Genomic DNA, 24,165 nt, shown 5'->3' with positions numbered 1-24,165 from the left:
TCGCTCTAGCGGGTCTGTGAGGAGGTGGATCTCCACAGCGGCGGCCGCGGGCGGGCCACTACGGAGGGTGCGTCGGCTCACGTGTCCGGCGCCGGAGGTGGCAGCGGTCTCCGCCGCGCTGCCGGGGCATCGACACGTACGGAATCGCTGTCGCCGGCCACAGAAGCCGGCATCGCTGCCCGCGTCCCTGGCCATAGCGTGGGAAAACGTTCTCCAGAAATTTCACCCAAGCGTTCGCTGTTGTCAATGTCGGACATCACATACTTCGATGTGCGCGAGCCGGAATTCGGTGATTTCCCGGTGGTAACGTTTGCCGAAATTGTTTCCGGGAGGCCGCTTCCAGCCCGGTGGAGCCCAGCCGAGCCCAGCGCAGCCGAACCGAACGAAGGGGGCCGCATCGTGACCGACGTCACCCTGAGAGAGGTGGCCCGCGCATCGGGCTGTTCCGTCGCCACGGTGTCCCGGGTCCTGGCCGGCACCCGTCCGGTCGGGGCCGAGACGGCCCGCAGGGTACGGGAGGCGGCCGAGGAACTCGGCTACCGGCCCAACCAGGTCGCCCGCGCCCTGCGCAGCCGCTCCACCGGCACCGTCGGTCTCGTCCTGCCGCAGATCACCAATCCCTTCTTCCCCTCCCTCGTGCGGGAGGTGGAGCACGCCCTGCACGCCGAGGGACGTGCCGTGCTGCTGGCCGACTGCGACGACGACCCGGAGGTCGAGGCCGCCCGGATCACCGACCTCCTGGACCGGCAGGTCGACGCCCTGCTGATCATCGCCGTCGACGAGAAGCAGAGCCGGGACGCGGTGGCGAAGGCCGCGGCCCACGTGCCGCTGGTGCTGCTGGACCGCGGCTGCGGCCCCGGCATCGCCGACTCGGTCGCGACCGACAACGCCACCGGTATGGCGCTGGTCCTGGACCACCTGGTCGCCACCGGCCGCCGCCGGGTCTGCTTCGTGGGGGCCGCCGGAACCGGCTCGGCGGCGGTCGAGCGGCTCGCGGCGTACGAAGCCGAGGCCGGCGCCCTGCTCCCGCACGGCTCCGGACGGGTCGAACTCGGCGACTTCTCGCTGGAGTGGGGGCGGGCCGCGGTGGACCGGATCCTGCCGTCCCGTCCGGACGCCATCGTCTGCGCCAACGACCTCGTCGCGCTCGGCGCGCTGCAACGCCTGCGACAACTCGGCGTGGACGTCCCGGGCGACATCGCCGTCACCGGCTTCGACGACATCCCCATGGCGGACCTCGCCGACCCGGCCCTGACCACCGTCCGCCAACCCGTGCGCGCACTGGCCGCCGAAGCCGTGCACCTGCTCGGCCATCGGCTGACCGGACGGAACGACGGGCCGCGACGGTCGGTCCGTCTCGCCCCCGAACTCGTCGTACGCGCCTCCAGCGCACCCCGCGCGTCCTCCACCGAGGACACCGGCAGTACCCGCACTCCAGAGGTGGAACAGTGATCGCAGTCGTCGGAAGCCTCAACCTGGATCTCGTCGCACCGGTTCCCCAGCACCCCGTGCCGGGCGAGACGGTCCTCGGCGGTGACATCGCCCAGCACCCCGGCGGCAAGGGCGCCAACCAGGCCGTCGCCGCCGCCCGGCTCGGCGGGAACGTCGCCTTCATCGGCCGGGTCGGCGAGGACGACGCTGCCGACGTGATGCTCGACGCCGTCCGGAACGAGGGCGTGGACGCCACGCACATCACCCGCACCCAGGGCGTGGCGACCGGCCGCGCCCTGATCGCCGTCGACCCGGCGGGCGAGAACACCATCATCGTCAGCCCCGGTGCCAACGCCCGCGTGGGCGCCGCCGACTGCGAGACCGCTTCGGACCTGCTGCGCAAGGCGACCGTGACCGTTCTCCAGCAGGAGGTACCGGACGAGGCCAACCACGCCGCCGCGCGACTGTCCGGCGGCATCGTGCTCCACAACCCGGCCCCCGCCGTCGCCGGCGCCGTCCCCCCGCCCCACGTCGACGTGCTGGTCCCCAATCGCACGGAACTGGCGGCCCTCACCGGCACGCCCGTGCCGGAGACGATCGACGAGGTCGTCGCCGCCGCCCGCAAGCTGACCGGGGCCGGCGCGGCGATCGTCACGCTCGGCGGCGACGGGGTCCTCCTCCTCGAAGGCACCGCGCACCTGCACATCCCGGCGTTCCGTGTCCGGCCCGTGGACACCACCGCCGCCGGTGACTCCTTCTGCGGCGCGCTCGCCGTCGCCCTCGCCGAGGGCCGCACCCTCGAACAGGCGGCCCGCTGGGCCTGCGCCGCCGCCGCGATCAGCACCACACGAGCGGGCGCCCAGCCCTCGCTCGCCCGCCGCGACGAGGTGGAGGCCTTCCTCGCCGGGAACGGCTGAAGCGCCGTTCCGGCGGAAGGCACCGGGTCCTGCCACGGCTGAGGGGGCGGGGCGCGCGGCGGCGAGCCGGCGGACCGTCGAAGTCGCGGCCCCCAGCCACACCGCCGGTCCCGGCCCACGCCGAAGATCTCAACTTGAGAAAGAATCCGGCCAAGATCGTCTTGATGTGCCCTACACCTGTTGAATGGCGGTCTCCTGAAGCCGTATGTGCGGCTGTCATGCCCCCTCACCGGGAGATCTGATGGTCCTCCGCTCGCTCTTCCGCAACGCACGGTCTGCCGACACCAAGCCGACACCGTCACCAGCTCCGCAGACCGGCGCAGGCGCCCGGACGTTCATTGCCGACCCCTCCCTGGCCCAGATCTCCGGGGAATGGCTGTTCGACCAGGCGCACAGCACCATCGGGTTCGCCGCCCGGCACGCCATGGTCACCCGGGTCCGAGGGAGCTTCACCGGCTTCGACGGCTGGCTTCTCCTGGACGGTGAACGACCGGAATGCTCCGGAGCCGGGGTGGTCGTTCGGGCGGCCACCGTCGACACCCGCGTCGCGCAGCGCGACCGTCACCTCTGCAGCACCGACTTCCTCGACGTCGAGCGCTACCCGACCATCGACTTCCGCAGCACCTACACCGAGCAGATCGGTGCGGACCGCTTCCGGATGACGGGCGCCCTCACCGTCAAGGGCCGCACGCATCCGATCACCATTGACCTCCTCTACACGGGCTTGGTGGTCGACGCCTTCGGCGTCGAGCGGATCGGCTTCGACGGCACAGCCCTCGTCAACCGCACCCAGTGGGACCTCACCTGGAACGCGATGCTGGAGACCGGTGGCCTGATGGTCAGCGAGGAGATCGAGCTCGAGTTCGACATCTCGGCGATCCGCGTGCCCTGACCGCGCCCGGCGGATCACAGCACGCCGACCAGCGCCGGGACACCGCCCCGGGCGCCGGGTGCGGGTCAGCCTCCTCGGCTGACCGTCACCGGTCCCGTGGTCCTCCACCAGGTTGCCGATGAGCGAGAGCAGGGCATCAGCGCGGTGCCGGTCCTCGCGCTGGGCGCGCAGGGCCCGGTGGATCTCCAGGAGCCGGGCCAGGGCGGCCGGCTCGCGGTCCTGCACCTCTTCGAGCAGCGGATCAGTGATCAGGTCCAGGCAGGCACTGAGCAGCCAGCGGGTTGTCGGGGACTGCGGGGCGGGGCGGGATCGGGGGAGGCACAGGTGGTCGTCAGATGGCGCGCGGGATCGGTGAGGCTCCAGCCGACGACGGTGCCGTGATGGGCGAGGGGCGCCACGCCGGGGGTGATGCCGATGCGGACCTCCAGCGATTCGTCGAGGACGTCGAGGTCGCGCAGACAGGTCAGAGGCCCGATACCCGATAAACGGCTGTACGACTCTTGAACCGACAAGAGCTGCACACCGGGCCGTCTGCCCAAGTCGCCCTCATTCCTTTACCTGTTCAGCGGCTCCACGCGTGCGGTGACGCCGAGGTCACGGCGCATCTCATCCCGTAGACCGGTCAGCCGGTTCCAGAGGCTGTCCACCTGTCGGCTCAATTCTTCGACGCTCTCCTCCGGCCTCGGCTGCCCCGCGTCCAGACGCTTGACCAGCCCGTAGATCTTCCGCAGCGAACCGTTGGCAGCCCCCAGGACGGGCAGTACGGCATCGGACACGATCATGTGGGACTCCGCGTGCTGGACGACGTAGGTGCCCCAACGCTCCTCCAGTTCCGCTCTCCTCACCTCGTCCAGGGTGCCGACCCGGCGCAGATCATGCATGCACCCCGCCAGGGCATCCCGGGCTGCTCGCGCTGTAGCGTTCAACCGCGTGTATGCGGCGCGCCGTTCCTCGAGCAATCGGCTGTCCCACTGACGGACCTGGTCCTCCCGGCGATGCCGTTCGATCCGCTGATGTTCACGGACCCAACCACGTTCTGTACCGCGCTGCGTAAGGAACACCGACGCCAGGGAAACCCCGCCCCCGATCACTGCAGCCGCAAGCGCCACCAACGCCGCACTCATCACTCATCCCCCTTGCTCACCGCTCTCACGACATTCTGCCGGGTATTTCCCACCACCACACCGGGATTGCTGCCATCCGGCAGACGTCCGACCGCACTGGCGGCACCAAGCGGTGGGGCCTTCGCCGGCATGAGGAAGGGACATCAGAAGGTTTCTGCCGACCGGGTACTTCCCGCTTTGTACAGCGCGGGGAGTAGCCGGCCCGGGTGAACGTCCCATCATGGGACTGTCGGCCGATGGAAGGCCCACCCGGGAGTCCGGGCGCGCCGCGTGGCGTACTGATGGCGGGCCGGGCCGGGCCGGGCCGGCGAACGGCGCCTGCGTCTACTCGACGGACCCGGAGACGAGGGGCAAGCTGCGGGAACTGGCGGGAGGGGTGGAACGGGAACTCACCACGGCTTGACACCGGCCTCGGCCACGGCAATGGAGAAGCGCACAGCGCGCAGAGCCGAGCGGCCCGGGCAGGACAGCAGCGACGTCGTGGACAGTCAGTGGCCCGTTCAAGCAGCCTGAGCCACTGACACGAAGCCCGGCTGCCTCTTCACCCCACGCACTCGGCCCAAACCGTCTTGCCGGCGGGCGGATACGGTTCCGTGCCCCAGCGGTCGGCGAGGGCGATGACGATGAGCAGGCCGCGGCCCGACTCGCTGTGCGGCGGCATGGCGAGGTCCGTCGTGGGGGAGGGGAGCCGGTCCCCGCGGGTGTCCGTGACCGCGATGCGGAGGATGCCGGCGGCCGGGTCGTGGGTGAGGGTGAGGCGGAAGTCTCGTCCCTGGACGCGGCCGTGCAGTACCGCGTTGCTGGCGAGTTCCGCGACGATCTGTTCGGCACGATCGGTGACACCGGGTGACGTCTGCCAGGCGCGCAACTGCTCGTAGGTGAGAAGCCGGGCGAGACGGGTACCCCGACGCGTGGACGACAACTGCTGTGCGAAGGTCTGTACAGCTGTGGGGAGCTGGGTCGTTGCTGCGTTCATGGGAGCACGGTGATGGGCATGAGGCGCCGGGTGCCAGCAGCTCGCCTCCGTACGGGGAGTCACCGTACGGAGGCGCCTGGTGGAGAGTGCGGTGGCCGGTAGAACTACCGAGCCACCGCGATCTTCGGTGGCGCAGGACGGCGTCAGACTCGGCCGCAGCGGTCCCGAAGCTCGGAGATGACGGCTTTCTCGCGCGCGTTGACGTCACCGTCCACGGCGGCCACCCGCTCGGCCGCGTCGAGGATGTCGCTCAGATTCCCCGGCTCGGCGTCTATGCGCCGCCACACCTCGGCGGGGTCGATGTCGACAACCTGAGCGAGCTGTTCGTCGACCACCTGATGCTGCTCCCGGACCACCCTCACCAGGTGCCGCATCAACAGCGTCTCATCGTCGGCCATCTTGTGGTTCGCCCTGATGACGAGCCATGCGACCCACAGCATCAACTGCGGGTGCCGGCTGCTCTTGCTCAGATTCTCGGCGAGTTCGATCACCCGCGCCTCGTTACGGAAGACGGCCTGCGCGTGCCGGCCCGCGAGAAGTGTCGTATAGCGGTTCAACACCACCGCGAGGGGAACGCCGACCACGGGGATACCGATCTTGATGACGTTGCGCTGCAGGAGGAACTTCCCGACGAAGGGTAGTCCCTTCGCGGCGCTCAGTACCGCTTTGGAATAGAAGCGCTTGATCATCGGCCGGACCATGACCGGGACCGCCTCAGCGTGTAGCCAGGTTGCCTGGTTCGGCCAACCCCGCTGACGTCTCAGTAACCGGCACATCTGTCAATGGATGTCCCGTGAGCTGCAAACCTTAGCGCGTCATCATGCGATTGGTGCCGTTGTGTGGACCTCCGTGACCGTGTCCGTGTGCCCGTCCAGCCGGGTCTGCAGGTGACTCGCGGCCAGCGCCGTCATCAGTCCCCGCCGTGCGGCCGGTGTCGGCGCGCACTCACCGAGCGCGGCCAGGGAGAGCAGCAGAGCCCGCTCCGGCTCGGTTTCCGCACTCGCGAGCATCTGCCGGCCGATGCTGTCGGAGACACGGCCGAGGAAGGCCAGGTCCCGGCGCTGCGAGGCGTCGACGAGCGCACGGGCGGGCGCCGACGCCTGCCCGGCCTCCTCCAACGCGGCCAGCCACCGCTGGGCGACGGTGAGGCGCTCACCAGTGAGTAGGTAGTCCGCGCTGCGCCCGGACCGTTCCCAGTCGGCGGCCCACCGCTCCAGCTCGGCCCGCTCCCGCAGCCGTTCCGCCCGTGCTTCCGCCTCCTGGCGCAGGGGCGCCCACTGCCGGAACAGCGCCTCGTGCGTCACCTCCGCGTACGCGTCCCGGTGGCCGTTCGTGTTTCCAGCGGTTCCTTCCGCGGCGTAGGAACGGATCAGGCGCGCCTCGATGAACGCGTCCACCACGTACTGCTCCTGATCGGTCAGCTCGGACAACCGCACCGGGCGGCGGGCGAGATCCCGTTCCTCGACGGTGACGAACTTCAGCAGCACCCGCAGCGCGAACTCGATGCCGCCCGGAGTGCCGAGGGCGGCCACCGTGTTGTCCGCCTGCAGGGCCAGCGCCCCCACCACGCCACCGAGTTGCCGATACATCTCCTCGGTGACCGTGCCACCAGGGCCGCAGGCGAAGTACAGCTCCTGGAGGAGGTAGGCGAGCAGGGGCAGCGCGTCGTCCGTACCGGTGTCGTCCACGATGACTTCGACGAGGCTGGGCTCGAACGAGATGCCCACCAGCGCACCCGGCCGCTCCACCACCTGGACGAGCTGCGCACGGCTCAACGTGCCGATGGCGACCGGATGTTGCAGGAACGGTGCGTGGCCGGTCCCGAGCAGCCGTCCCAGCAGGTCCACTCTGCACGTAGCCAGGACCCGGACGGAGGGCTCCTGTCGCAGACACGCGTGCAGCGCTTCCAGGAACTGGGCCTGTTCCCGCTCGCCCGCGAGGGTGACAAGCTCCTCGAACTGGTCGATGACGAGCAGCACCCGCCGGAACTGCCCGCTGCGCAACCGCGACACTTCGGCCGCCAGGCTCTCCGGCCCCTGCCGCAACCGCCGCAGCACCGTGTCGGCCGATTCCCCGCCGCCACCGGCCGCCGCGAGGGACGCGGCCAGGGCATGGAGCGGGTTCGAACCCGGCGAGAACGTCGGCACGATCGTCCACCGGCGTCGGCGCAGCCGGGGCATCACCCCGGCCCGGACGAGCGACGACTTGCCGCTGCCGGACGCTCCCGTCAGCATCAGGAACCGGTCGGCGGGGCGGGGCGCGGAGGCGTGCAGCCGGCGCGTCAGCTCGGCGGCCTGCGCCTCCCGGCCGAAGTAGACGGCCGTCTCGTCCTCGCCGAACGCGTCCAGCCCCGGGTACGGAATCCGGTCACGAGGCCACTCCGACGGCGCGGGCGCCGGGTTCTCCAGCCGGTACACGACGACCTGGCCGACCACCATTGCCACGATGAGCAGCCCGATGGCGGGCACGGCAGCCTGCCGGATGGCCTCCAGGAGCCAGGGCGCCTCGTCGGTGCTCGTGGCGTAGTTGGTGGCGATACCGAGAAGACAGGCCACCAGCGCCAGCAGAACCTGGAGTACGACCTGGAGACGATTCCTCATGAGGAGCAGGCCTCCCGCCGACCGGTTCGGTACCCGCGCAGCACTGTGACGTCCCCGTTCTGTCCATCGCCCGGTGCCCCTACTCGCAGCGGGACCAACACCCTGCCGGACGGGTGGCTGCGCGAGGAACTGTGAACATCATCTGTGGACGACAGGGGCAGCTTCAAGAACGCCTGCTGGATCCGGCCACGATCTGTCCGTTGCGGCCGCCAGGACGGAACGGGAGCGTGGGCGGCCGCTGTGGCTTTGCCACGGATCAGGAACCCGGAGCGTCGGACGACGGCTGCTGCGGGGCCGGCGGGGAGTAGGAGATCACCTTCGGCCGCTTCTTCGCGCTGCGCTGACGGACGCGTGTGGCCCGGGCACGGGGCGTCTCCTCGCTCGTTTCGAAACCCAGCACGACGCTGTACCCCTCGCGGGCACGCTGCAGCCCGAAGTCCCGCAACTGTTCGATGCTGGTTCCCACGGTTCCGACTCGGCCGAGTTTCACCAGCTCCGCGAACTCCGCGCCGACGAGGTAGCCGGCCGCCCTCTCGTAGCTGAAAATGCGCCCACCCTTCGGTCCGAGGGTGCAGTCGTCCTCCAGGAGAACGCGGGCGTAGGAGAGGGGGATGTACATGCCGTGGGCCAGCTCTGTGCTGGAAGCCGCCCCGTTCCGCCAGTGTGCGAACTTCAGGAAACACGCATCCTGGGAAAGCCGCCACTCGTGGGAGCGGACGGGTTCTGAACTCAGCCGTGAAACCTGCTCCAAGCGGTCCATCTGGTCCAGGAGTTGCTTGTTCACCCGGTACTCCTTGCTCCGGGAATGCAGGCGCTTGTACTGGACGAGGACGAAACTGTGGGTGGGGTGGTGGTAGTAGATCATGTCCGTGCCCAACCGGCGCTCGACCGGGGTGGCATTCACGTTGACGACCTCGAGACGGCGTCCCGTGGAGTCCTCCAGCACGTGGATGTCGCACCGCACGTCATTGCGTTGTCGCCAGTCGTCGAAGAGGGAACCCTCGCCGCCCAGCCCGACTCGTACGTCGTGGTCGATCAGGCTGTTCTCCACAGGGTCCGGGATGAGCCCCGCGAGGTACGGTTCGTCCCGTGAGGCGGGGCGTCCCCAGGCCGACAGTGCGGAGTTCGGGAAGTCGGTCACCCGAGTGAGGGACTGGGCCGCGTCCTTCTGTTCCTGCCACGCGCGGTCCGCCGCGTCCTCGACGTTGAAGACGAGCGGGTCGAGATGGGCGAGCAGCCAGTCGATGTACCGGGCCAATTCGGGATGACGTCTCAGGAGTGCTTCCTGCAGAGCTTGCCAGGTCGTCATACCGCAGTGGCCCGCGCTTTCGGAGAGGGCCCGCTCCATGTGAGCCCGGTGTGTTGAGGGCAGGGAGGCGAGGATTCCGTCGGGACCGTCCAGAGGCACCGGCTTCGGACATCTGCGCATGGGCTGGATGGTGATGCTTCTGTCGACCGGCCCCACGGTGTTGAACTGCTGGACCGACCCCATCCAGGTGATGAAGCGGCCATGTTCGGCGAACCCATTGCGGCGCTTTTTCGCGGGACGCGCGCGGTTGTCGCAGACCAGGAGCGCTAACCGGGTACCGGTGTCGGATGTGTCGAGTCCTGTGGGCAGTCCTTTAGTGAAACGCTCCGAGACGAGCCAGTCGTCTTCGTTGTCGTCCAGCTGGTCCGGGCTGAGGGTCACTATGTATGTCATGGTCGGACCCTACCGACGCCGCCAGCGCTGGACGCGAAAGGTCACCTCTTCCGTACGCTGAGTCAGCGTACGGATGCGTTCGGTGGACAGTACGAATTCAAGTCGGCCACTCTGGATTCCCTTGATCGCGGGGACTTGGCGCGGGTGCACGCATCTGGAGGTGGCCTCATGACGACGACTGATCATGCCGGACCGGCGGTGCCGGGCGGGGAGTGTGAGCGGGAACCGGACCCGTCGGACAGTCTGCGGACGTTCGGGGCCGTCGTCCAGGCGTTGCGTGAGCACGCGGGGCTGAGCCGGGCGCAGTTCGGGGAGATCGTGCGGTTCTCCAAGCACACTGTGGAGTCGGTGGAGTTGGGGCGGCGGATGCCGGACCTGTCGTTCGTGGAGCGCGCGGAGGAGGCCCTGGGCGACACGGGGGCGCTGCGAAACTCGGCACGGTTCCTGACGCGGGGGGAGGCGGGGCTGGCGGCTTGGTTCCGGCAGTGGGCGAGGCTGGAGCGGCGGGCGGTGAGCTTGTGGACGTACGAGTGCCGGCTGGTGCCTGGGCTGTTGCAGTCAGTTGGGTACATGCGGGCCTTGTGCGACAACGACATCCCGCCCATGTCGGACGAGGACTTGGAAGCCACGGTGCAGGCGCGTTTGGAACGGCAGCACCTTCTGGTGGAGTACCCCAATACGACCTTCGACTTCATCGTTGAGGAGTCGATGTTCGTGCGACGTCTCGGGGGTGCCGAGGTGACCAGCGACCTGATTGACCACGTCCTGCGGACGGTTGCGCCGAGGAACGTAACTCTGCAGATCATGCCTGCGGACGCCGAGTTCCATGCGTGCATGGCGGGGTCGATCCAACTGCTGGAAACGCCCGATGGCACTTGGCGCGGATACTCGGAAGGCCAGGAGAACGGTCGGCTGATCACTGACTCGAAACAGGTCAGCCGACTGCATGCGCGCTATGCAAGACTGCGTTCGCAGGCCCTCTCCCCGAACGACTCCGTGGGCCTGCTGAAACGGATTCGAGGAGCGCTATGAGCACGTCCGAACTCCGCTGGTTCAAGTCCAGCTACAGCAGCGCACAGGGTGACAGTTGTGTGGAGGTCGCCGCCAGCGAGCAGGCCATCCATGTACGGGACTCCAAGGACCTCACGCGTCCGTGCTTCGCCGTGGGCCGGGACGGCTGGGCCCAGTTCGTGACGTTCGCGGCCGAGGTCTGACCGTACGAGTGCAGGCGGCGGTGCCGTTGCGTCCGTTGCCGGGCGTAGGGTGTCCGCTCCAACACGTTTTGTGCAACGGGAGGGGGACCCGTGAAGCTCACCTATTTCTGCTTCGAGGGCACGCCGCAGGAGTTTGACGCGTCCGAGGTGGTCCGCGAGCTTGTCCAGCAGTGGCCCGGCACGGTCGACACCGCGCGCCGGGTGCCTCGGGTGGTCGCCGACCCCGACAGCGATGACGACGTCGACTTCGGATGGCTCATCGACGGCGACGTGCCGGGAGTCGCTGCGGAGGGCCAGGAGACGGTGAAGGAGCAGCTCGCCTTGAATCCGGCTGCTCAGCAGTTCATCGACTTCATGGCGGAAGCCGGGGCTTGGGAGAGCGTCGGAGTCCACGGCATCAAGCGTAAGACGTGGCAGGAGGGTGATCCGCTCGACTACACGGGCTATCTCAGGCTTCGCCGCAAGGGCAGCCAGTACGGTGGCTTCGCCTATGTCTTCGCGTCGACGGGCGTGGTCAACTTTCGTCTGCAGCACAGTGACGAGATCGCGGAGCTGGCACCGGACGCCTATCCGCTCACCAAGGGAAATTATCGCTACAGGGTGAACATTCAGATTCGTGACGAAGTGACCCTGAAGCAGGCGCTCGCCTTGGCGGAACTGGCTTACGACGCCACGTGACGGGCGGTTTGCCCGACTGTGTCACCAGCCGGGCGGCTCTTATCGCCTGTGTCGGTGTGATGCAGAACTCGCCGTTGCTCTCGCGCGGGCCGAAGAAGAGGCAGCCCGAGCTGCCGGAGAACCACGAGACGCTCTTCCCGGTAACCGGCACGGCGGGCGGCGACGACACGCTCGTCACTCCCACCCTGGTCTCCCCGGACGAGACTCTGGTCAACGGGATCCTCGCCTCGGAGACCTACCAGGCCCAACTCCCAACTCGGGCTCCTGGCCCACAAGGCGCCACAGGAACAGATCAGGAAGGCGCTCGCGACACTCGTCGACGCGGGCGCCCTCCCGGTCGCCGCCCTCGCCCAGCGCGTAGGGCTGCCGCCGACGCGGGGCGACGGTTTCGCGGCCGTCCTGCGGCAGCTCCTCAACCACGACGGAGTCCAGGTCCTGGAAACCCTCCTGGACGGCCGCACACTCCGGCTCCATGTAGCTCTGCTGCGTGACCAGTTCGACCTGCGACAGTCGCCGTCGGACGGACGCCTTGCCAATGTGGGCCGCGGGGCGTCCGTCCGACGGTATGGGTCGAGGTCGCGTGCCGGCGACGAGCAGGATGACTCCGGGGAATCGGCGCAAGTCGCGAGTGTCTTCGGTGACTCCTCCTGGTGTCGGGGCCTGGAGCGGTAGCCGTTAACATCTCCATATGTCGGTAACTGTCGCGCAGTGCCTCCCGCACGGCGTCCGGCGGCGCGGGACGTGTCTCTGTGAGGGGGCGGCGTACCGGCCTCCGGGGCTCACAGCTCGACACGTCCAAAGAACTCGTCGAAAGGGCTGGAGAACCGTTGTCCGATCTGCTGGCCATGGACCGGCGCACCGCCAGAGCCGCCGCTGGTGAGAGCATCTCCCTGTCCGACGAACAGGCGAAGGTGCTGCTGGGAGAACTGGGACCACAGGAAGACGTCCTGGCCATCTACCGCAACGGTTGGGGTTGTGTCGTGCTCGCGAGGGACGGCCTCATCCTTCTGCGGAACATCCTGAAGCCCATAGCGATCCGCGTCCCCGCGCCCCTGCGGATCCTCCGCCGCACCTACGGCATGTCCGACTCCGTCGATGTCCTCGTCCTCGGGCATCCGTACAAGCTGTGGGGCTCGAAACTCGACCCGAGGGGCGAGCTCCTCATGGCCATGGGCGAAATCCTGCCCCTCGGCTCCCCCTTGCGCCCCGGCCGCGGAATGCGGCTCTCCACCTGGATAAGCCGACACCCTGTGTTCATGATCGCAGCCGTGTTCGGAGCCCTCTTCGCCGTTCTGGGCCCGGGCTCCAGCGAGAAGGAGACCGTGGCCCAGAAGCCTGAAACCGCTCTGGCTGTTCCCGACTTCAAGGGGACCTCTCTCGCCACAGCGGCTGCGTCGGTCGGCCGGCATCCGTGGCAGGCGATGTCGGCAGCCGATGCCTCCTCTGACCAACGGCCTGTGAAGACCACTACAACCGGCTGGCAGGTCTGCTTCCAGAGCCCGTCCCATGATGAGACGGTCCGTCCATCAGCCAGGACGCTGACCCTGTACGCAGTTCCGGAGCAGGAGGAGTGTCCGACCCGGCTGCACGGCCCCCGCCGGATCGTCATGCCGGACCTCGTCGGCGAGCAGGTCGACGATGCTTCCCGCGCTCTCGGCGACCTCGGCCTCGAGCACGTGATCTACTTCCATGCCCACACCGGCAAGCGTCTGTACGACGGGCTGCAGGACCTGACCGACTGGCAGGTGTGCCGGCAACAGCCGGAGCCCGACACCGAGGTCTCGACCGGGACACAGATCGACCTGTGGCTGATCGGCCCCAGCGACCCCTGCACCGAACCCAGCCCGAAGCCGAAGCCGAAGCCGAAGCCCAATCCCGAGCCCGAGCCGCGACCCCAGCCTTCGTACGGCACCAGCTCGGGCGGCGGCACCACAGGCGGCAGCAACAGTGGCGGCTCGTCCGGCGGCGGTTCCTCCAGCGGGGGTTCCTCCGGCACCTCGGGCGGTAGCACCGGCGGCACCGGGAGCCGGCCCGGCGTCCAGTTCGGTCAGTACTGTTCCCCCGTCGGTGCCTTCGCGACGACCACCGACGGGCGGCCCGCGAAGTGCTTCATGGGCAAGGACGGCAACGCCCGGTGGGGATACAACTCCGGGTGACCGCGGAACAACTCCCGGCCCCGTACTGCGGCACTGCGAGAGAGGGGAAAATGCTCTCGTGAGCACCACCGGATCCAAGCGCCCCGCCCGGGTGAGCGCCGCCCGCCGCCGTACCGCCATCGACGTCCGCCCATACCGTTCGTGCCGTGCCGATCGCGATGCGGAACTCGGCGAGCGGCTCGCCGTTGACCAGGGCGCCCCGCTCCAGGAGGCGGGCGGCCGTCGCCGCGTCGATGCCGGGGAGGGCGTTGCGGGCCGTGCCGCCCGGATGGGCGGGGGAGGCGCAGGCGGTGGCCTCGTCCCGGCAGTACGCGCCATCTCGCAGAAGGACAGGCAGCCGGGCGTGTAAGCAACGTCCAACGCGCCCCGACCGATGCGTCCAGCCCGTCCTCGCCGCGAGTGGTGTCGAGGGTCGCTGACGGGGCAGGCCGAGCGCCAGGTCGGCGGCACCGCGCAGCCGGTCATGAGTGAGGGCCGCTCAGATGTAGTATGGGCGGGCGTACCCGTCCGACGCCGCCGGCGAACGCCCCGCCGGGGATGCCTTGTTGGTACCGCCTTGAAGGAACTGAACCGTTCCGGGTTCGGTAGAGAGCTGGGCCGGCCCCGAGTCGCGTGGAGTCGTGAGCCGTCAATTCTGCCGCACAGCGCTCGACGGCGTCCCCCGGTGAGGCCCGAACCTGCTGACACGTCCTCCCGCCGGAACCGGCGGAAGGGGCGTGGCCGTGATGGCGTGGCAGTGGCGGTCAGTCCAGGTCGGCCTGCCACAGGTCGGGGCCGAAGACCTCGTACTGGATGTCGCGCGGGGCGACCCCCTGCTCGATCAGCCGGCTTCGTACGGCCTGCATGAAGGGCAGCGGCCCGCACAGGTAGTAGAGGGCGTCGTCGGGGACGTCGACGGCGGTCAGGTCCATCTGTCCCTCGAAGACGCCGGCCACCGGTTCGAGGCTGTGCGCGTCCTTCTCGTACCAGAGGTACATCCGCGCGTCCCGCAGCGCCAGTACGTCGTTGACCACTTGCCGCCGCAGCGGGAGGGACGCCTCGTCGAGGTCGGCGTGGAGAACGGTGAGCGACAGTCCGGAGTCGGCCGCGACCAGGTGCGACAGCATGCCCGCCATGGGGGAGATCCCGATGCCCGCGCTGGCGAACACCACCGGCCGTCCCGAGTCGTCGAGCACCACGTCGCCGTACGGCAGCGACAGCGTCAGGAGGTCGCCCACCTCGACGGAGTCGTGCAGCAGCGCCGACATCTCGCCGTCGGGGTCGCCGTCCTCGCCGCGCACCCGCTTCACCGAGAACTGGCGGTGCTCGCCGTCGTCGGCGCGGGTCAGGCTGTACTGGCGCGGCTGGAGCTTCCCGTCGGGCATCCGCATCCGGACGGTGACGTACTGGCCCGGCAGTGAGGTCTTCACCAGGCGGTCGTCGTTCCGCTTGACCACGAAGGTGACCACCTCGTCGGTCTCCTTGATCTTCCGTTCCACCCGCCAGTCCCGCCAGACCGTCTCCGGCCGGACCCCGCGGGCGCTGTAGAGGCCGCGCTCCTGGTTGATCAGGGCGTTGGCCATCAGCCAGTACACCTCGTCCCAGGCCGCGGCCACCTCCTCCGTGACCGCATCGCCCAGGACGTCGCCGATCGCCCACATCAGGTGGTCGTGGACGATCTGGTACTGGTCCGGGCGGATACCGAGCGAGGCGTGCTTGTGGGCGATCCGGCTCAGCAGCTGCTCCGGCACCCGCTCCGGTGTCTCCGCCAGAGTCGTCGCGAACGCCGCCACCGAGCCGGCCAGGGCCCGCTGCTGATGGCCGTGCGCCTGGTTGCCGCGGTTGAAGACGCCGTCGAGGAGTTCGGGATGCGCGGAGAACATGTGCCGGTAGAAACGCTGGGCGATCTCACCGATGTGGTCGGCGACCACAGGGAGCGTGGCGGTGATGACGGGACGGGACGTGTCGGAGAGCATGCGGTTTCCCTCCGGGGGGCGGGGACTCCTGGCCCGCTCCAGGTACCCGTCACCTCCGGAGCGACACAGCCTGTGGACTCGGCTGGAACGGGTTGCCGTGAGTCTGCCCGTGATGACGATGTGATCGCGCGAGCCTCAGAGGCCGGCGAGGGCAGTGACGACGAGCAGGCCGCGGCCCCGCCCCTGTCGCGGGGCCGCCGCTGCCCGTGCAGGTGGGGCTCGAGGCACAGAACGGAAGTGTCGGGACCTGAGGGGGCACTCCAGACTGTCTTGGGCCCGACCCCGTACACGGCGCGGAGCGGAGCGGTGGGAGCCTTGCTTCAGTCAGTCCCTGAGTCCATCGCAGATCTCCACCCCCTTTGATCTACAGACCCATGACGACCACGCGGTCCCCGCACAGTTTGCGCAGGTCGTCCTCGTCGGAGGTGAAGACGGTGACCGGCCCCGGCTGGCGCAGGGCGACGGCGGCCAGGGCCGCGTCGATGGCGTACTTGTGACCGTGCAGACCGGCCTCCTTGAGCAGGCCGATCGCCTCCTGGGCGATGTCCTCGGTCACCGGCTCGACGTGGACCCGGGAGAGCGCCCAGTGCCACGCCGGGAGATAGGTTCGCACGTCGTACGCCTCGATCAAGGTCATCGACGTGGTCATCACGCGGACGCCGGCGAGCTGGGCCGCCTTGAGGCGGCCTTTCATGGCGGTGGCCCCACGCACGGTCTGGGACAGGCCCTCGGAGTCGAGTAGATGGACGGCGTTCTTCATGCGACGTCCCGCTCCTGATGGGCCTTGGCCTGTCCGGTCTCCTGCTGCTCGGTGACACGCTCCGCGCGGACCCGCTCCGCATGGGCGTGCTCGATCTGCCGGCGTTCGGCCTCGGCGGTGGCCAGTTCCTCCTCGGTGACGGGGCCGTATTCCGTCTCCAACCAGTCAACGAGCTCGCCGAGCCGTTCCTGCTCCCGTCGGCGCTCTATGGCCTGCGTGACATAGCGGCTGAACCCGCCGTGACCCACCTCGGCCCGGACGGCCTCGGCCAGCTCCTCGGGAAGCGTGACGGTGTACTTCTTGGTTGCCATACCGTCGACCATACTGCTCCAGTTCCTGGTGGGAGACCCGAGCGACGACGACCTCACCCCATCGAGTACGTCGGTGGACATGATCAGCCGTTCAGGAAACGCACTCGGCCCAGACGGTCTTGCCGCTGGGCGGATACGGCTCCGTGCCCCAGCGGTCGGCGAGGGCGATGACGATGAGCAGGCCACGGCCCGACTCGTCATGCAGCGGCGTGGCGGTGTCCGTCGCGGGGGAGGGGAGCCGGCCCCCGCGGGCGTCCGTGACCGCGACGCGGAGGACGCCGGCGACCGGGTCGTGGGTGAGGGCGAGACGGAAGTCGCGGCCCTGGACCCGGCCGTGCACCACTACCTCGACGCGTTCGGCCTGGTCTACGGCGCCTTCGACTTCGGGCTCGACGCCGCCGGACGGTGGCACTGGTACGAGTGCAATCCGAACGGCCAGTTCGCATGGTTCCCCGATCCCGTCACCGACCGGATCACCGCAGCCCTCGCCGACCAGCTCCAGCACCCCGACAGGGACCGCCGATGACCAGCAGCACCTTCCTCCGGGTGATCGCGACGTGCGTCGTACGCACCATCCCCCCGTTGTGGCTGTGGCAGCTCCGCGAGGGCGGCAGCATCGTCACGACGCTCAGCGGCTGGATGCTGGGATCCGGCCTGATCCGGCTCGTCCTCGATGACAAAGGAACCGCGCACGGCCGGTTCGTGACCGACCAGGCGTCGTACATGCTCGCCCGGCCGCACGAGCGGCCGCCTCGCCCCACGTTCTACGCCCATCCGGGCAGCACGCGAGACTCATGGGTGAGCCCGGACCTGCTGGACGACTTGACCGGGCTCTTCGTCGCGCAGCTCGGGGCGCCGTCAGCCGAGTTGGTTCGTACGGGGGGAAGCCTCGCCCTGGTCGACGCGGCAACCGGCTCGCAGGCATGGACCGAGCCCGACGGCATTGGCTGGACGGTCCACCAGGACGGGCCCTTGCGCTTGTGGGACCAGCTCGAGGACGCGCTCGACGCGTGGCAGAAGGCGGGCTCGCCCGACCGGACCGCGTTCGGCATGACCGTCACCGAGTGGGACCAGACCGTCTGGTGGGGAGACCCGGCCGGGCCTTGCCGGCGGCTGCCGACCTGAGAACTGTCGCAGGCGGCGCTCACGTCACGGAAATACGTGCGGCGGGTGCGCTGCATGATGTTGCCACCGATGGTGGCCATGTTCCGCAGCTGCGGGGAGGCACTCGGCTCCAGTGCCCGCGAGATGTGACCTCAGGCGATCGGTAGGCGATGCAGAACTACGTGCCCGACGCCGTGTCGGTGCTGGTCGTGCTGCTGCCGTCGGGTGCCTGGGAGCGGTGGGCGGCTGAGCCGTCGCCGCTGGGCAGGTGCTCGACTGCGGCGAGGAAGTCGAGGAAGTCGCGGAAGGCCCGGTCGGTGCGGGTGGTGTCGGCGGTGGCGTCGAGGTCCATGAGGAGACCACGGATGACGGCGAGGACGAGCGTCGCCAGCTCCGGCCGGCCGATGCTGCGCAGGCCGTCCTCGAGCGGCCCGAGCCAGTCGGTCGTGGCGGTGCGCCGAAAGTCGGGCCACAACTGTTGCGCTGCGCTCTCGCGCAGCTGACCGAACATCTGCAGGTACGGCCGCCCGTCCGAGCCGGTGATCGAGGTCCAGGCGCGATCCAGGGTGGCGGTGTAGGGCTCATCGGGTCGCACCCGCAGGAGGTCGCCGAATGTGTCGAGCTGGCGTTGGCGCGCGTGCCCGAGAACGGCCCGCAACAGGGCGTCGCGGGTGCCGAAGTGATAGATCAGCATGCGTGCCGAGGTACCGGTGGCGGTGGCCAGCGGCTCGAGCCGGTCCGGGAGGCCGTGCGCGAGGGCGTAATCGGCGCAGGCGTCGAGCAGCCTGTCCTTGATGTGCGGCTGCGGTCGTCTGCCCATGTCGACATCTTTTCCCGTAACGGCGGCTACGTCTACCGTTGGCCGAAAGGCAGTCAAGGCAGACGTGGAGGTAGCGATGAGGGTCGTGTTCGTGCATGGGGCGTGCGTGCGGGACGGGTCGTGGTGGTGGCACCGCACCGCCGAGCTGCTGCAGGAGCGAGGGGTGCCGAGCGTGGCCCCGGCGCTGCCGAGCTGCGGCGAGGCGGGCCTGCCCGGAGGCGCCGGCGGTCCGGGGCTGTCCGAGGACGTCGCGGCGGTGCGGCAGGTGCTGCTGGACGGCGACGAGCCGACCGTTGTGGTCGCCCACAGCTACGGCGGCATCGTCACCGCGGAAGCCGCCGCGGGCGTCGGGTCGGTACGCCACCTGGTGATGGTCTCCAGCTACCTGCCCGAGGTCGGGCAGAGCCTGTCGGAGTTCGGGGACGGCAGCCCCGCCCCGTTCCTCGACGTCGACCCCGACGCCGGCACCTTCGGGGTTCGCCCCGAGCTGCTCGTGGACACGTTCCTGCAGGACTGCGACCCCGAGGTCCAGGCGCAGGCGGCGGATCACCTCGCCCGGCAGAGCGTGCAGGTGACCGGGCAGCCGGTCGGGGCGGCCGCATGGCAGCAGGTGCCCTCGACGTACCTCGTCTGCGCCCAGGACCGGGGCACCCCGCCGCGGCTGCAGCGCGAGTTCGCCCGCCGGGCCGGCAGCGTCGTCGAGCTCGACGCCGGCCACCACCCGTTCCTGTCCCAGCCCGTCACGGTCCGGGACCTGCTGCTGAGCCTGTGACGGCAGTCGCGGAGAGGGCGAAGTGGTCATGGTCGTACGGCAGGAACACGGGCCGGTCCGAGTCGGCCCGGCCGATGACCGCGGTCTGCACCTTGCGGGTGTCGTCCGCCGTGTGCGGAATGAGGGCCCCGTGTGCGGTCGGGGCGAGCAGCGCCCGGCCGGGGCTGCGGGCCGGCCGGGCGCTCGGGTGCGTACGGGGGGTCAGGAGTGCCAGCGGTCGCGGCCGTCCGAGCCGGGGCCGCAGACCATCGGGGTTCCCTTCTTGGTGACACCGGTCGCTCCGGGCGGGGAGCAGTACGAGCCCGGGTGGACGACGCCGGCACTGCCGCTGCCGCCGGTGGAGCCGCCGGACGACGAGGAGTTGTCGTCGGCCGAGCCGCCGACCCCGGTGGTGCTGTTGTCGTCACTGTCACTGTCACTGTTGTTGTAGTCGGGGTCGTTGGCGGGAATCTTGTACGTCGTGTCCTTCGCCGACGGACAGTCCTGTACGGGGTCGGCGTCGGTCCACTTGCCGAGGTCGAGGCGGACCGTGGTCGAGGAGGTGACCTTGGTGTCCTCGTCAGGGGCCTGGAAGCACACCCGCCACTCATCGCCTTCCTCGGCGGCCTCTTCGGCCGTGGGCGCGTCGATGTCGAGGTAGACGTCGTCGAGCGTGACGCGGTCGAGGTCGATGCCGGCCTGGGCCAGCTCCTCGACGGCTGTGGTGTAGGTGTCGCCGACGAGGTCCGGCATCGCCGGCCACGGGAGCGGGCCGCCGTCCTTCTCGGGGCAGGGCTCGCCGGTCTTGACGGCGGCGAAATCGATGGACTTCGCCGTGGTGTCGGCCTTCTGGAAGCACACCGTCCATCCGGACCGCATGATGATCGCGCGGTCCTCATCGGCGGCGTCGTGACGACCAGGGGTGAGTCCTGCCGCACGTGCCCGCTTCTCGGCCTCGTCCAGTGGCTTGCCGGTGTAGTCGGCGACCTCAGGAGTGTTGGACGCGTCCGGGGACGGCGTGCCTCCGGCGTTCGCGACGTCCGCGGGCTTCGCGTCCTGCTCCCTGGCCTCGGACTTGCCGGTCCCACTGTTGTCGAGCTGCCCGCTCACGCCTGCGCTGATCAGCAGCAGGAAGAACGCGCCGACCGTGGCCCCGAGCCGGGCGTACCAGCGCCATGCGGGCAGGACCCACACCGCCACCATGGCGGCGATCATCACGAGAAGGCCGAGCCCGATGCTCAGTGCCCCGATCAGAGCTACCAGGGCCAGGAGGCCGAGCAGGGCGGGGGTGGTCTTCCACCAGGGCCGGGGCGGGGGTGAGGTGGTGCTGTACGGGTTCACGGGGCGCTCTCGTTCTCCGGTGTGGATTGTTGGGTCGGGCCCGGATCTCATGTCCGTGCGCAGGACGTTCAACAGCCGCTGCTTCGCTGCCGTTACGCGAATGACTCGACGCGTTGCCGGTGCGCTGGGGAAGGCGCGATCCGGGAGGCACCGCGACGGCGTGTCGAGGGTGCGGCTCATCGGTGCATCACCCCCGTACGGTGCGTCACCGTACGGGCTTGTTGGGTGGGTTGTACGAGTGTCTTTTTAGCCGTTCTGGGTGTTTTCCCCGACGGCACAACTGTCCGCGATTCCCCAGCCCTCGCCCGCCTCGTTGCCGGAGTCGGCCGGCTGGTACGCGTACCCGCCCCGACCCCGAAGCCCGTGCCGATCCGATCGGCCTCTCGGCTGACCTCTGTGGCGGCCTCGTGCGTTGCTGGAAAAGCCGTGGCCTAGTTCTCCGACCCTCTTTACACTCGACAATCAGCAAGCGCGGCGCCTCGTACGGAGGCCGCGTATCCGTGACCAGTGAGGGGAGTCCGGCCGTGCGTGTCCGCGCCGCTGTTGTCGCTCCCCGTTCCCGGTCCTCCCGGTCCTCCCGGTCCTCCCGGTCCTCCCGGTCCTCCCGGTTCTGCGGGGCCTCCTGGTCCTCCTCGCGGTCCATGGTGATCCTGGTGTCTTCGGCTGTCCGGTGCCCGCTGCGCGGCCGGCGCCGGATGTCGTGACAAGACGACACAGCTGACGGTTCGGGTCTTGGACGCGTTTGCGTCCCGGGCGTTCGCCTGCCCGCACTCCGTTCGTCTCGTCCGGGAATCGCGCTGCCCTGTCACAGAGCACCGAGAGGCCACAGGCCATGCGCAACCCGATGCACACCAACCCCCTCGCCGCCGTCCGCAACCTCGGCATTCTCGCCCACGTCGACGCCGGCAAGACCACCGTCACCGAGCGGATCCTGTATGCGACCGGCACCACGCACAAGCGCGGCGAGGTCCATGACGGCACCACCGTCACCGACTTCGATCCGCAGGAGCGCGACCGGGGCATCACGATCTTCGCCGCTGCCGTCAGCTGCGCCTGGGACGGTCATCGGATCAACCTGATCGACACCCCCGGGCACGTCGACTTCGCCGACGAGGTCGAGCGCTCGCTGCGGGTCCTCGACGGCGCGGTCGCGGTGTTCGACGCGGTCGCAGGCGTGGAACCGCAGAGCGAGTCGGTGTGGCGGCAGGCCGACCGGCACGGTGTGCCGCGTATCGCGTTCGTCAACAAGATGGACCGTGCCGGTGCCGAGCTGGACGCCGCCGTCGCCTCGATCCGCGAGCGGCTGCACCCGGTGCCGCTGGTCGTGCAGCTGCCCATCGGTGTCGAGGACGCCTTCATCGGCGTCGTCGACCTGGTGCGCCTGCGCGCCCTGACCTGGACCGGCGACGGCGTTGCCGCTGCCGCGGCCGCCCACGAAGGCCCCGTGCCGGACGACCTGCGAGAGGAGGCGAACCGTCGGCGCCGGCTCCTGGAAGAAGCCGTCGCCGAGCTGCACCCGGGAGCACTGGAGGAGTTCTGCGCCACGGGATCGCTCGGCATCGGCACCCTCGCCGCCGCCCTGCGCGACCTGACCCGCAGCGGTGAGGGAGTTGTCGTGCTGTGCGGCTCGGCCTACCGCAACCGCGGGGTCGAACCGCTGCTGGACGCCGTCATCGCCTACCTGCCGTCGCCGCTCGATGTGCCGCCCGTCCGCGGGACGCACGATGGCGACGACGGCGACGACGACGGCGACGGCGATGAGCGGGAACGGGTCGCCGACCCGGCGGTACCCCTCGCCGCCCTCGCGTTCAAGGTGAACGCCACGGCCACCGGGCGGCTGACCTACCTGCGCCTGTACTCGGGAACGATCGAGAAGGGAGACACCGTGTGGGACGCGACCGCAGGCCGCACCGAGCGCATCGGCCGCATCCTGCGGGTCCAGGCAGACCGGCACGCCCCGCTGGACCGCGCGGTCGCCGGGGACATCGTCGCCGTCGTCGGACTGAAGTCGGCCCGCGCCGGCTCCACCCTGTGCGCGCCGTCCGCCCCGCTGGTCCTGGAACCTCCTGGGGTCGCCGAGCCCGTCGTCTCCGTCGCGCTCGAGGCGCTCCGGGGTACGGACACCGGACGCCTGGCGTCGGCACTTGCGCGGCTCGTCGAAGAGGACCCCTCGCTGGTGGCGCGGACCGATGCGGAGACCGGGCAGACGGTGCTGTCCGGCATGGGTGAGCTGCACCTGGAGGTCGCGGTGGAGAAGATCCGGCTCGATCACGGGCTGGGCGTCAACGTCGGGCGTCCCCGGGTCAGTTACCGGGAGACCGTCGGACGTGGGGTGTCCGGGTTCGTGTACCGGCACGTCAAACAGGACGGCGGGGCGGGGCAGTTCGCCCATGTCGTGCTCGACGTCGAGCCGCTGGGCACACCGGACTCCGGGTCCGGGTCCGGGTTCGGGTTCGAGTTCCGCTCGGCCGTCGTCGGCGGGCGCGTGCCGCGGGAGTACGTCCGTGCGGTCGAGGCCGGCTGCCGGGACGCCCTGGCCGAGGGGCCGTTGGGCGGTCATCCGGTGACCGGTCTGCGTGTCACGCTCACCGACGGGGCGACCCATGTGAAGGACTCGTCGGACACGGCGTTCCGCACGGCGGGCCGGTTCGGTCTGCGGGACGCCCTGCGGGCCTGCGCGATGGTGGTGCTGGAACCGGTGGTCGAGGTCACCGTCACCGTGCCCGAGGACGCGGTGGGCGGGGTGCTCGGAGATCTGGCCGCGCGCCGCGGCCGGGTGACCGGCTCGGCCACCCGGCCGGGCGGGACCGTTGTCACCGCGACGGTCCCGCTGGCCGAACTGTTCGGCTACGCGACCCGCCTGCGCAGCCGCACCCAGGGCCGCGGCACCTTCACCACCCGGCCCACCGGCTACGCACCGGCACCCGTCCGGGCACAGTAGTCGCAACGTCGGCCCGTGTTCGCGGACAGGGCGGTGGCCCCTCCCGTACCCACACGCGGAAGGGGCCACCGTCGGCGGCGCACCAAGGCATGGAAGGAATCCCCCGACCCCGAACGCGAGGCCAAGCCCGACCGCATCGAGCAGGTGCCGGACCGCTTCCCGAACCGTGTCGGGGGGAGCCCCCATGAACGTGGACTTCACCGCGCTGCGCGAGCAGGACTTGACCTGGGCGGGCTTCGGGCAAGCCACCTGATCCGGCCCCGGTCGAGTCGGCCTCATGACGGCTACGCAGCAGACGGAGTTCACTTACGGAGGAGCGGAAGCCCGGGGAACACCCCCACCGCAGCCACGACCGAGACCGGGGGTTCCCCCCGAGAAGTGGACACCAGTTCGTGTCGTTATGCGGCGAGTGTCATGTTAGCCGACTGCTTCTCGTAGGCGACGGGGCTGAGCTGTCCGTTCCTGGAGTGCCTGCGCCTGGTGTTGTACCTC

The 24,165-nt window shown here is 69.7% G+C and carries 26 protein-coding genes and 1 pseudogene; 14 read left to right on the top strand and 13 right to left on the bottom strand.

Translation table 11 applies throughout. The features are described 5' to 3' along the window. Positions 1-399 precede the first annotated feature (399 nt). The 4 genes from ACFYQA_RS27620 to ACFYQA_RS27605 all read left to right on the top strand — a co-directional run bounded on the left by ACFYQA_RS27620 (position 400) and on the right by ACFYQA_RS27605 (position 3,621). Complete coding sequence (locus tag ACFYQA_RS27620) at positions 400-1,452, top strand: LacI family DNA-binding transcriptional regulator (RefSeq protein WP_388923216.1); 1,053 nt, start codon at positions 400-402, stop codon at positions 1,450-1,452. Then, the gene (gene rbsK, locus ACFYQA_RS27615; RefSeq protein ID WP_388923213.1) at positions 1,449-2,348 is read left to right on the top strand and encodes a ribokinase; all 900 of its coding nucleotides are present in this window, start codon (positions 1,449-1,451) and stop codon (positions 2,346-2,348) included. Before ACFYQA_RS27620 ends, rbsK begins: the two co-directional genes overlap by 4 nt. A gap of 241 nt (positions 2,349-2,589) precedes the next feature. Then, positions 2,590-3,240: a YceI family protein gene (locus tag ACFYQA_RS27610; RefSeq protein WP_388923210.1), complete on the top strand. Its 651-nt coding sequence runs from the start codon at positions 2,590-2,592 to the stop codon at positions 3,238-3,240. A gap of 96 nt (positions 3,241-3,336) precedes the next feature. Next, a complete protein-coding gene (locus ACFYQA_RS27605; protein ID WP_388923207.1) occupies positions 3,337-3,621 on the top strand; it encodes a hypothetical protein in 285 nt (94 codons plus the stop codon). A gap of 173 nt (positions 3,622-3,794) precedes the next feature. On the opposite strand, the gene ACFYQA_RS27600 is transcribed toward ACFYQA_RS27605, so the two are convergent. Continuing rightward, the gene (locus ACFYQA_RS27600; RefSeq protein ID WP_388923204.1) at positions 3,795-4,121 is read right to left on the bottom strand and encodes a hypothetical protein; all 327 of its coding nucleotides are present in this window, start codon (positions 4,119-4,121) and stop codon (positions 3,795-3,797) included. Positions 4,122-4,584: 463 nt separating this feature from the next. Between ACFYQA_RS27600 and ACFYQA_RS27595 the strand changes: the two genes are divergently transcribed. Beyond that, positions 4,585-4,767 (top strand): hypothetical protein, encoded by a 183-nt coding sequence (locus ACFYQA_RS27595; RefSeq protein ID WP_388923201.1) that lies wholly within the window; start codon positions 4,585-4,587, stop codon positions 4,765-4,767. A gap of 138 nt (positions 4,768-4,905) precedes the next feature. Here ACFYQA_RS27595 and ACFYQA_RS27590 read toward each other — a convergent pair whose 3' ends face one another. From ACFYQA_RS27590 to ACFYQA_RS27575, 4 genes are all read right to left on the bottom strand, one after another. Beyond that, positions 4,906-5,340: an ATP-binding protein gene (locus ACFYQA_RS27590; protein WP_388923199.1), complete on the bottom strand. Its 435-nt coding sequence runs from the start codon at positions 5,338-5,340 to the stop codon at positions 4,906-4,908. A gap of 143 nt (positions 5,341-5,483) precedes the next feature. Then, the gene (locus ACFYQA_RS27585) at positions 5,484-6,029 is read right to left on the bottom strand and encodes a hypothetical protein (protein WP_388923196.1); all 546 of its coding nucleotides are present in this window, start codon (positions 6,027-6,029) and stop codon (positions 5,484-5,486) included. A 129-nt stretch (positions 6,030-6,158) separates the two neighbouring features. Continuing rightward, the gene (locus ACFYQA_RS27580) at positions 6,159-7,940 is read right to left on the bottom strand and encodes an AAA family ATPase (RefSeq protein ID WP_388923193.1); all 1,782 of its coding nucleotides are present in this window, start codon (positions 7,938-7,940) and stop codon (positions 6,159-6,161) included. Between the two features lie 256 nt (positions 7,941-8,196). Next, on the bottom strand, positions 8,197-9,642 hold the full coding sequence (locus ACFYQA_RS27575; protein WP_388923190.1) for a hypothetical protein: 1,446 nt from the start codon (positions 9,640-9,642) through the stop codon (positions 8,197-8,199). 168 nt (positions 9,643-9,810) lie between these two features. Between ACFYQA_RS27575 and ACFYQA_RS27570 the strand changes: the two genes are divergently transcribed. From ACFYQA_RS27570 to ACFYQA_RS27560, 3 genes are all read left to right on the top strand, one after another. Next, the gene (locus tag ACFYQA_RS27570) at positions 9,811-10,674 is read left to right on the top strand and encodes a Scr1 family TA system antitoxin-like transcriptional regulator (RefSeq protein ID WP_388923187.1); all 864 of its coding nucleotides are present in this window, start codon (positions 9,811-9,813) and stop codon (positions 10,672-10,674) included. Further along, complete coding sequence (locus tag ACFYQA_RS27565; protein ID WP_388923184.1) at positions 10,671-10,856, top strand: DUF397 domain-containing protein; 186 nt, start codon at positions 10,671-10,673, stop codon at positions 10,854-10,856. Before ACFYQA_RS27570 ends, ACFYQA_RS27565 begins: the two co-directional genes overlap by 4 nt. Positions 10,857-10,946: 90 nt before the next feature. Further along, positions 10,947-11,534 (top strand): hypothetical protein, encoded by a 588-nt coding sequence (locus tag ACFYQA_RS27560; RefSeq protein ID WP_388923182.1) that lies wholly within the window; start codon positions 10,947-10,949, stop codon positions 11,532-11,534. Between the two features lie 210 nt (positions 11,535-11,744). Here the strand turns inward: ACFYQA_RS27560 and ACFYQA_RS27555 are convergent, their stop codons facing one another. Continuing rightward, positions 11,745-12,155 (bottom strand): hypothetical protein, encoded by a 411-nt coding sequence (locus ACFYQA_RS27555; RefSeq protein WP_388923179.1) that lies wholly within the window; start codon positions 12,153-12,155, stop codon positions 11,745-11,747. Between the two features lie 206 nt (positions 12,156-12,361). Here ACFYQA_RS27555 and ACFYQA_RS27550 point away from each other — a divergent pair, with 206 nt between their 5' ends. After that, the gene (locus ACFYQA_RS27550; RefSeq protein ID WP_388923176.1) at positions 12,362-13,690 is read left to right on the top strand and encodes a PASTA domain-containing protein; all 1,329 of its coding nucleotides are present in this window, start codon (positions 12,362-12,364) and stop codon (positions 13,688-13,690) included. Between the two features lie 58 nt (positions 13,691-13,748). Next, positions 13,749-14,039, top strand: a complete 291-nt coding sequence (locus ACFYQA_RS27545; RefSeq protein WP_388923173.1) for a hypothetical protein — start codon at positions 13,749-13,751, stop codon at positions 14,037-14,039. 394 nt (positions 14,040-14,433) lie between these two features. Here the strand turns inward: ACFYQA_RS27545 and ACFYQA_RS27540 are convergent, their stop codons facing one another. The 4 genes from ACFYQA_RS27540 to ACFYQA_RS27525 all read right to left on the bottom strand — a co-directional run bounded on the left by ACFYQA_RS27540 (position 14,434) and on the right by ACFYQA_RS27525 (position 17,056). After that, positions 14,434-15,645 carry a globin domain-containing protein gene (locus ACFYQA_RS27540; protein WP_388923170.1) on the bottom strand — a complete coding sequence of 404 codons (1,212 nt, stop codon included), beginning with the start codon at positions 15,643-15,645 and terminating at the stop codon, positions 14,434-14,436. Between the two features lie 364 nt (positions 15,646-16,009). Beyond that, a complete protein-coding gene (locus ACFYQA_RS27535) occupies positions 16,010-16,405 on the bottom strand; it encodes a hypothetical protein (protein ID WP_388923167.1) in 396 nt (131 codons plus the stop codon). Next, positions 16,402-16,716, bottom strand: a complete 315-nt coding sequence (locus ACFYQA_RS27530) for a hypothetical protein (RefSeq protein WP_388923164.1) — start codon at positions 16,714-16,716, stop codon at positions 16,402-16,404. Before ACFYQA_RS27530 ends, ACFYQA_RS27535 begins: the two co-directional genes overlap by 4 nt. Before the next feature lie 91 nt (positions 16,717-16,807). Continuing rightward, positions 16,808-17,056 carry an ATP-binding protein gene (locus ACFYQA_RS27525; RefSeq protein WP_388923161.1) on the bottom strand — a complete coding sequence of 83 codons (249 nt, stop codon included), beginning with the start codon at positions 17,054-17,056 and terminating at the stop codon, positions 16,808-16,810. Between ACFYQA_RS27525 and ACFYQA_RS27520 the strand changes: the two genes are divergently transcribed. Continuing rightward, positions 17,051-17,242: a hypothetical protein gene (locus ACFYQA_RS27520; RefSeq protein WP_388923159.1), complete on the top strand. Its 192-nt coding sequence runs from the start codon at positions 17,051-17,053 to the stop codon at positions 17,240-17,242. The two genes, ACFYQA_RS27525 and ACFYQA_RS27520, sit on opposite strands and share 6 nt — an antisense overlap. Then, complete coding sequence (locus ACFYQA_RS27515; RefSeq protein ID WP_388923156.1) at positions 17,239-17,841, top strand: hypothetical protein; 603 nt, start codon at positions 17,239-17,241, stop codon at positions 17,839-17,841. The genes ACFYQA_RS27520 and ACFYQA_RS27515 overlap by 4 nt, the downstream gene beginning before the upstream one ends. Here ACFYQA_RS27515 and ACFYQA_RS27510 read toward each other — a convergent pair. Together ACFYQA_RS27510 and ACFYQA_RS27505 are read right to left on the bottom strand one after the other, a co-directional pair. Continuing rightward, positions 17,829-17,966: pseudogene (locus tag ACFYQA_RS27510) on the bottom strand (FAD binding domain-containing protein); the annotation flags it as partial. The gene ACFYQA_RS27515 and the pseudogene ACFYQA_RS27510 sit on opposite strands and share 13 nt — an antisense overlap. Before the next feature lie 32 nt (positions 17,967-17,998). Then, positions 17,999-18,640: a TetR/AcrR family transcriptional regulator gene (locus ACFYQA_RS27505; protein WP_388923153.1), complete on the bottom strand. Its 642-nt coding sequence runs from the start codon at positions 18,638-18,640 to the stop codon at positions 17,999-18,001. A gap of 76 nt (positions 18,641-18,716) precedes the next feature. Between ACFYQA_RS27505 and ACFYQA_RS27500 the strand changes: the two genes are divergently transcribed. Next, complete coding sequence (locus ACFYQA_RS27500) at positions 18,717-19,412, top strand: alpha/beta fold hydrolase (RefSeq protein WP_386399640.1); 696 nt, start codon at positions 18,717-18,719, stop codon at positions 19,410-19,412. A gap of 201 nt (positions 19,413-19,613) precedes the next feature. Here ACFYQA_RS27500 and ACFYQA_RS27495 read toward each other — a convergent pair whose 3' ends face one another. Further along, positions 19,614-20,732: a PASTA domain-containing protein gene (locus ACFYQA_RS27495; protein ID WP_388923150.1), complete on the bottom strand. Its 1,119-nt coding sequence runs from the start codon at positions 20,730-20,732 to the stop codon at positions 19,614-19,616. 844 nt (positions 20,733-21,576) lie between these two features. Between ACFYQA_RS27495 and fusA the strand changes: the two genes are divergently transcribed. Continuing rightward, positions 21,577-23,673 carry an elongation factor G gene (gene fusA, locus ACFYQA_RS27490; RefSeq protein ID WP_388923308.1) on the top strand — a complete coding sequence of 699 codons (2,097 nt, stop codon included), beginning with the start codon at positions 21,577-21,579 and terminating at the stop codon, positions 23,671-23,673. Positions 23,674-24,165 lie beyond the last annotated feature (492 nt).

Source organism: Streptomyces sp. NPDC005774 (assembly GCF_042871645.1).
GTDB classification, from domain to species: domain Bacteria; phylum Actinomycetota; class Actinomycetes; order Streptomycetales; family Streptomycetaceae; genus Streptomyces; species Streptomyces pratens.
Note: the sequence above shows the minus strand (reverse complement) of the source record. Positions and strands in the feature narration are given on the sequence as shown.

Coding starts and splice junctions, on each gene's coding strand:
- ACFYQA_RS27610 (WP_388923210.1), top strand. CDS start 2,590: ATGGTCCTCCGCTCGCTCTTCCGCAACGCACGGTCTGCCGACACCAAG.
- ACFYQA_RS27600 (WP_388923204.1), bottom strand. CDS start 4,121: ATGCATGATCTGCGCCGGGTCGGCACCCTGGACGAGGTGAGGAGAGCG.
- ACFYQA_RS27595 (WP_388923201.1), top strand. CDS start 4,585: ATGGGACTGTCGGCCGATGGAAGGCCCACCCGGGAGTCCGGGCGCGCC.
- ACFYQA_RS27590 (WP_388923199.1), bottom strand. CDS start 5,340: ATGAACGCAGCAACGACCCAGCTCCCCACAGCTGTACAGACCTTCGCA.
- ACFYQA_RS27585 (WP_388923196.1), bottom strand. CDS start 6,029: ATGATCAAGCGCTTCTATTCCAAAGCGGTACTGAGCGCCGCGAAGGGA.
- ACFYQA_RS27580 (WP_388923193.1), bottom strand. CDS start 7,940: ATGAGGAATCGTCTCCAGGTCGTACTCCAGGTTCTGCTGGCGCTGGTG.
- ACFYQA_RS27575 (WP_388923190.1), bottom strand. CDS start 9,642: ATGACATACATAGTGACCCTCAGCCCGGACCAGCTGGACGACAACGAA.
- ACFYQA_RS27570 (WP_388923187.1), top strand. CDS start 9,811: ATGACGACGACTGATCATGCCGGACCGGCGGTGCCGGGCGGGGAGTGT.
- ACFYQA_RS27565 (WP_388923184.1), top strand. CDS start 10,671: ATGAGCACGTCCGAACTCCGCTGGTTCAAGTCCAGCTACAGCAGCGCA.
- ACFYQA_RS27540 (WP_388923170.1), bottom strand. CDS start 15,645: ATGCTCTCCGACACGTCCCGTCCCGTCATCACCGCCACGCTCCCTGTG.
- ACFYQA_RS27535 (WP_388923167.1), bottom strand. CDS start 16,405: ATGAAGAACGCCGTCCATCTACTCGACTCCGAGGGCCTGTCCCAGACC.
- ACFYQA_RS27530 (WP_388923164.1), bottom strand. CDS start 16,716: ATGGCAACCAAGAAGTACACCGTCACGCTTCCCGAGGAGCTGGCCGAG.
- ACFYQA_RS27515 (WP_388923156.1), top strand. CDS start 17,239: ATGACCAGCAGCACCTTCCTCCGGGTGATCGCGACGTGCGTCGTACGC.
- ACFYQA_RS27505 (WP_388923153.1), bottom strand. CDS start 18,640: ATGGGCAGACGACCGCAGCCGCACATCAAGGACAGGCTGCTCGACGCC.
- ACFYQA_RS27500 (WP_386399640.1), top strand. CDS start 18,717: ATGAGGGTCGTGTTCGTGCATGGGGCGTGCGTGCGGGACGGGTCGTGG.
- fusA (WP_388923308.1), top strand. CDS start 21,577: ATGCACACCAACCCCCTCGCCGCCGTCCGCAACCTCGGCATTCTCGCC.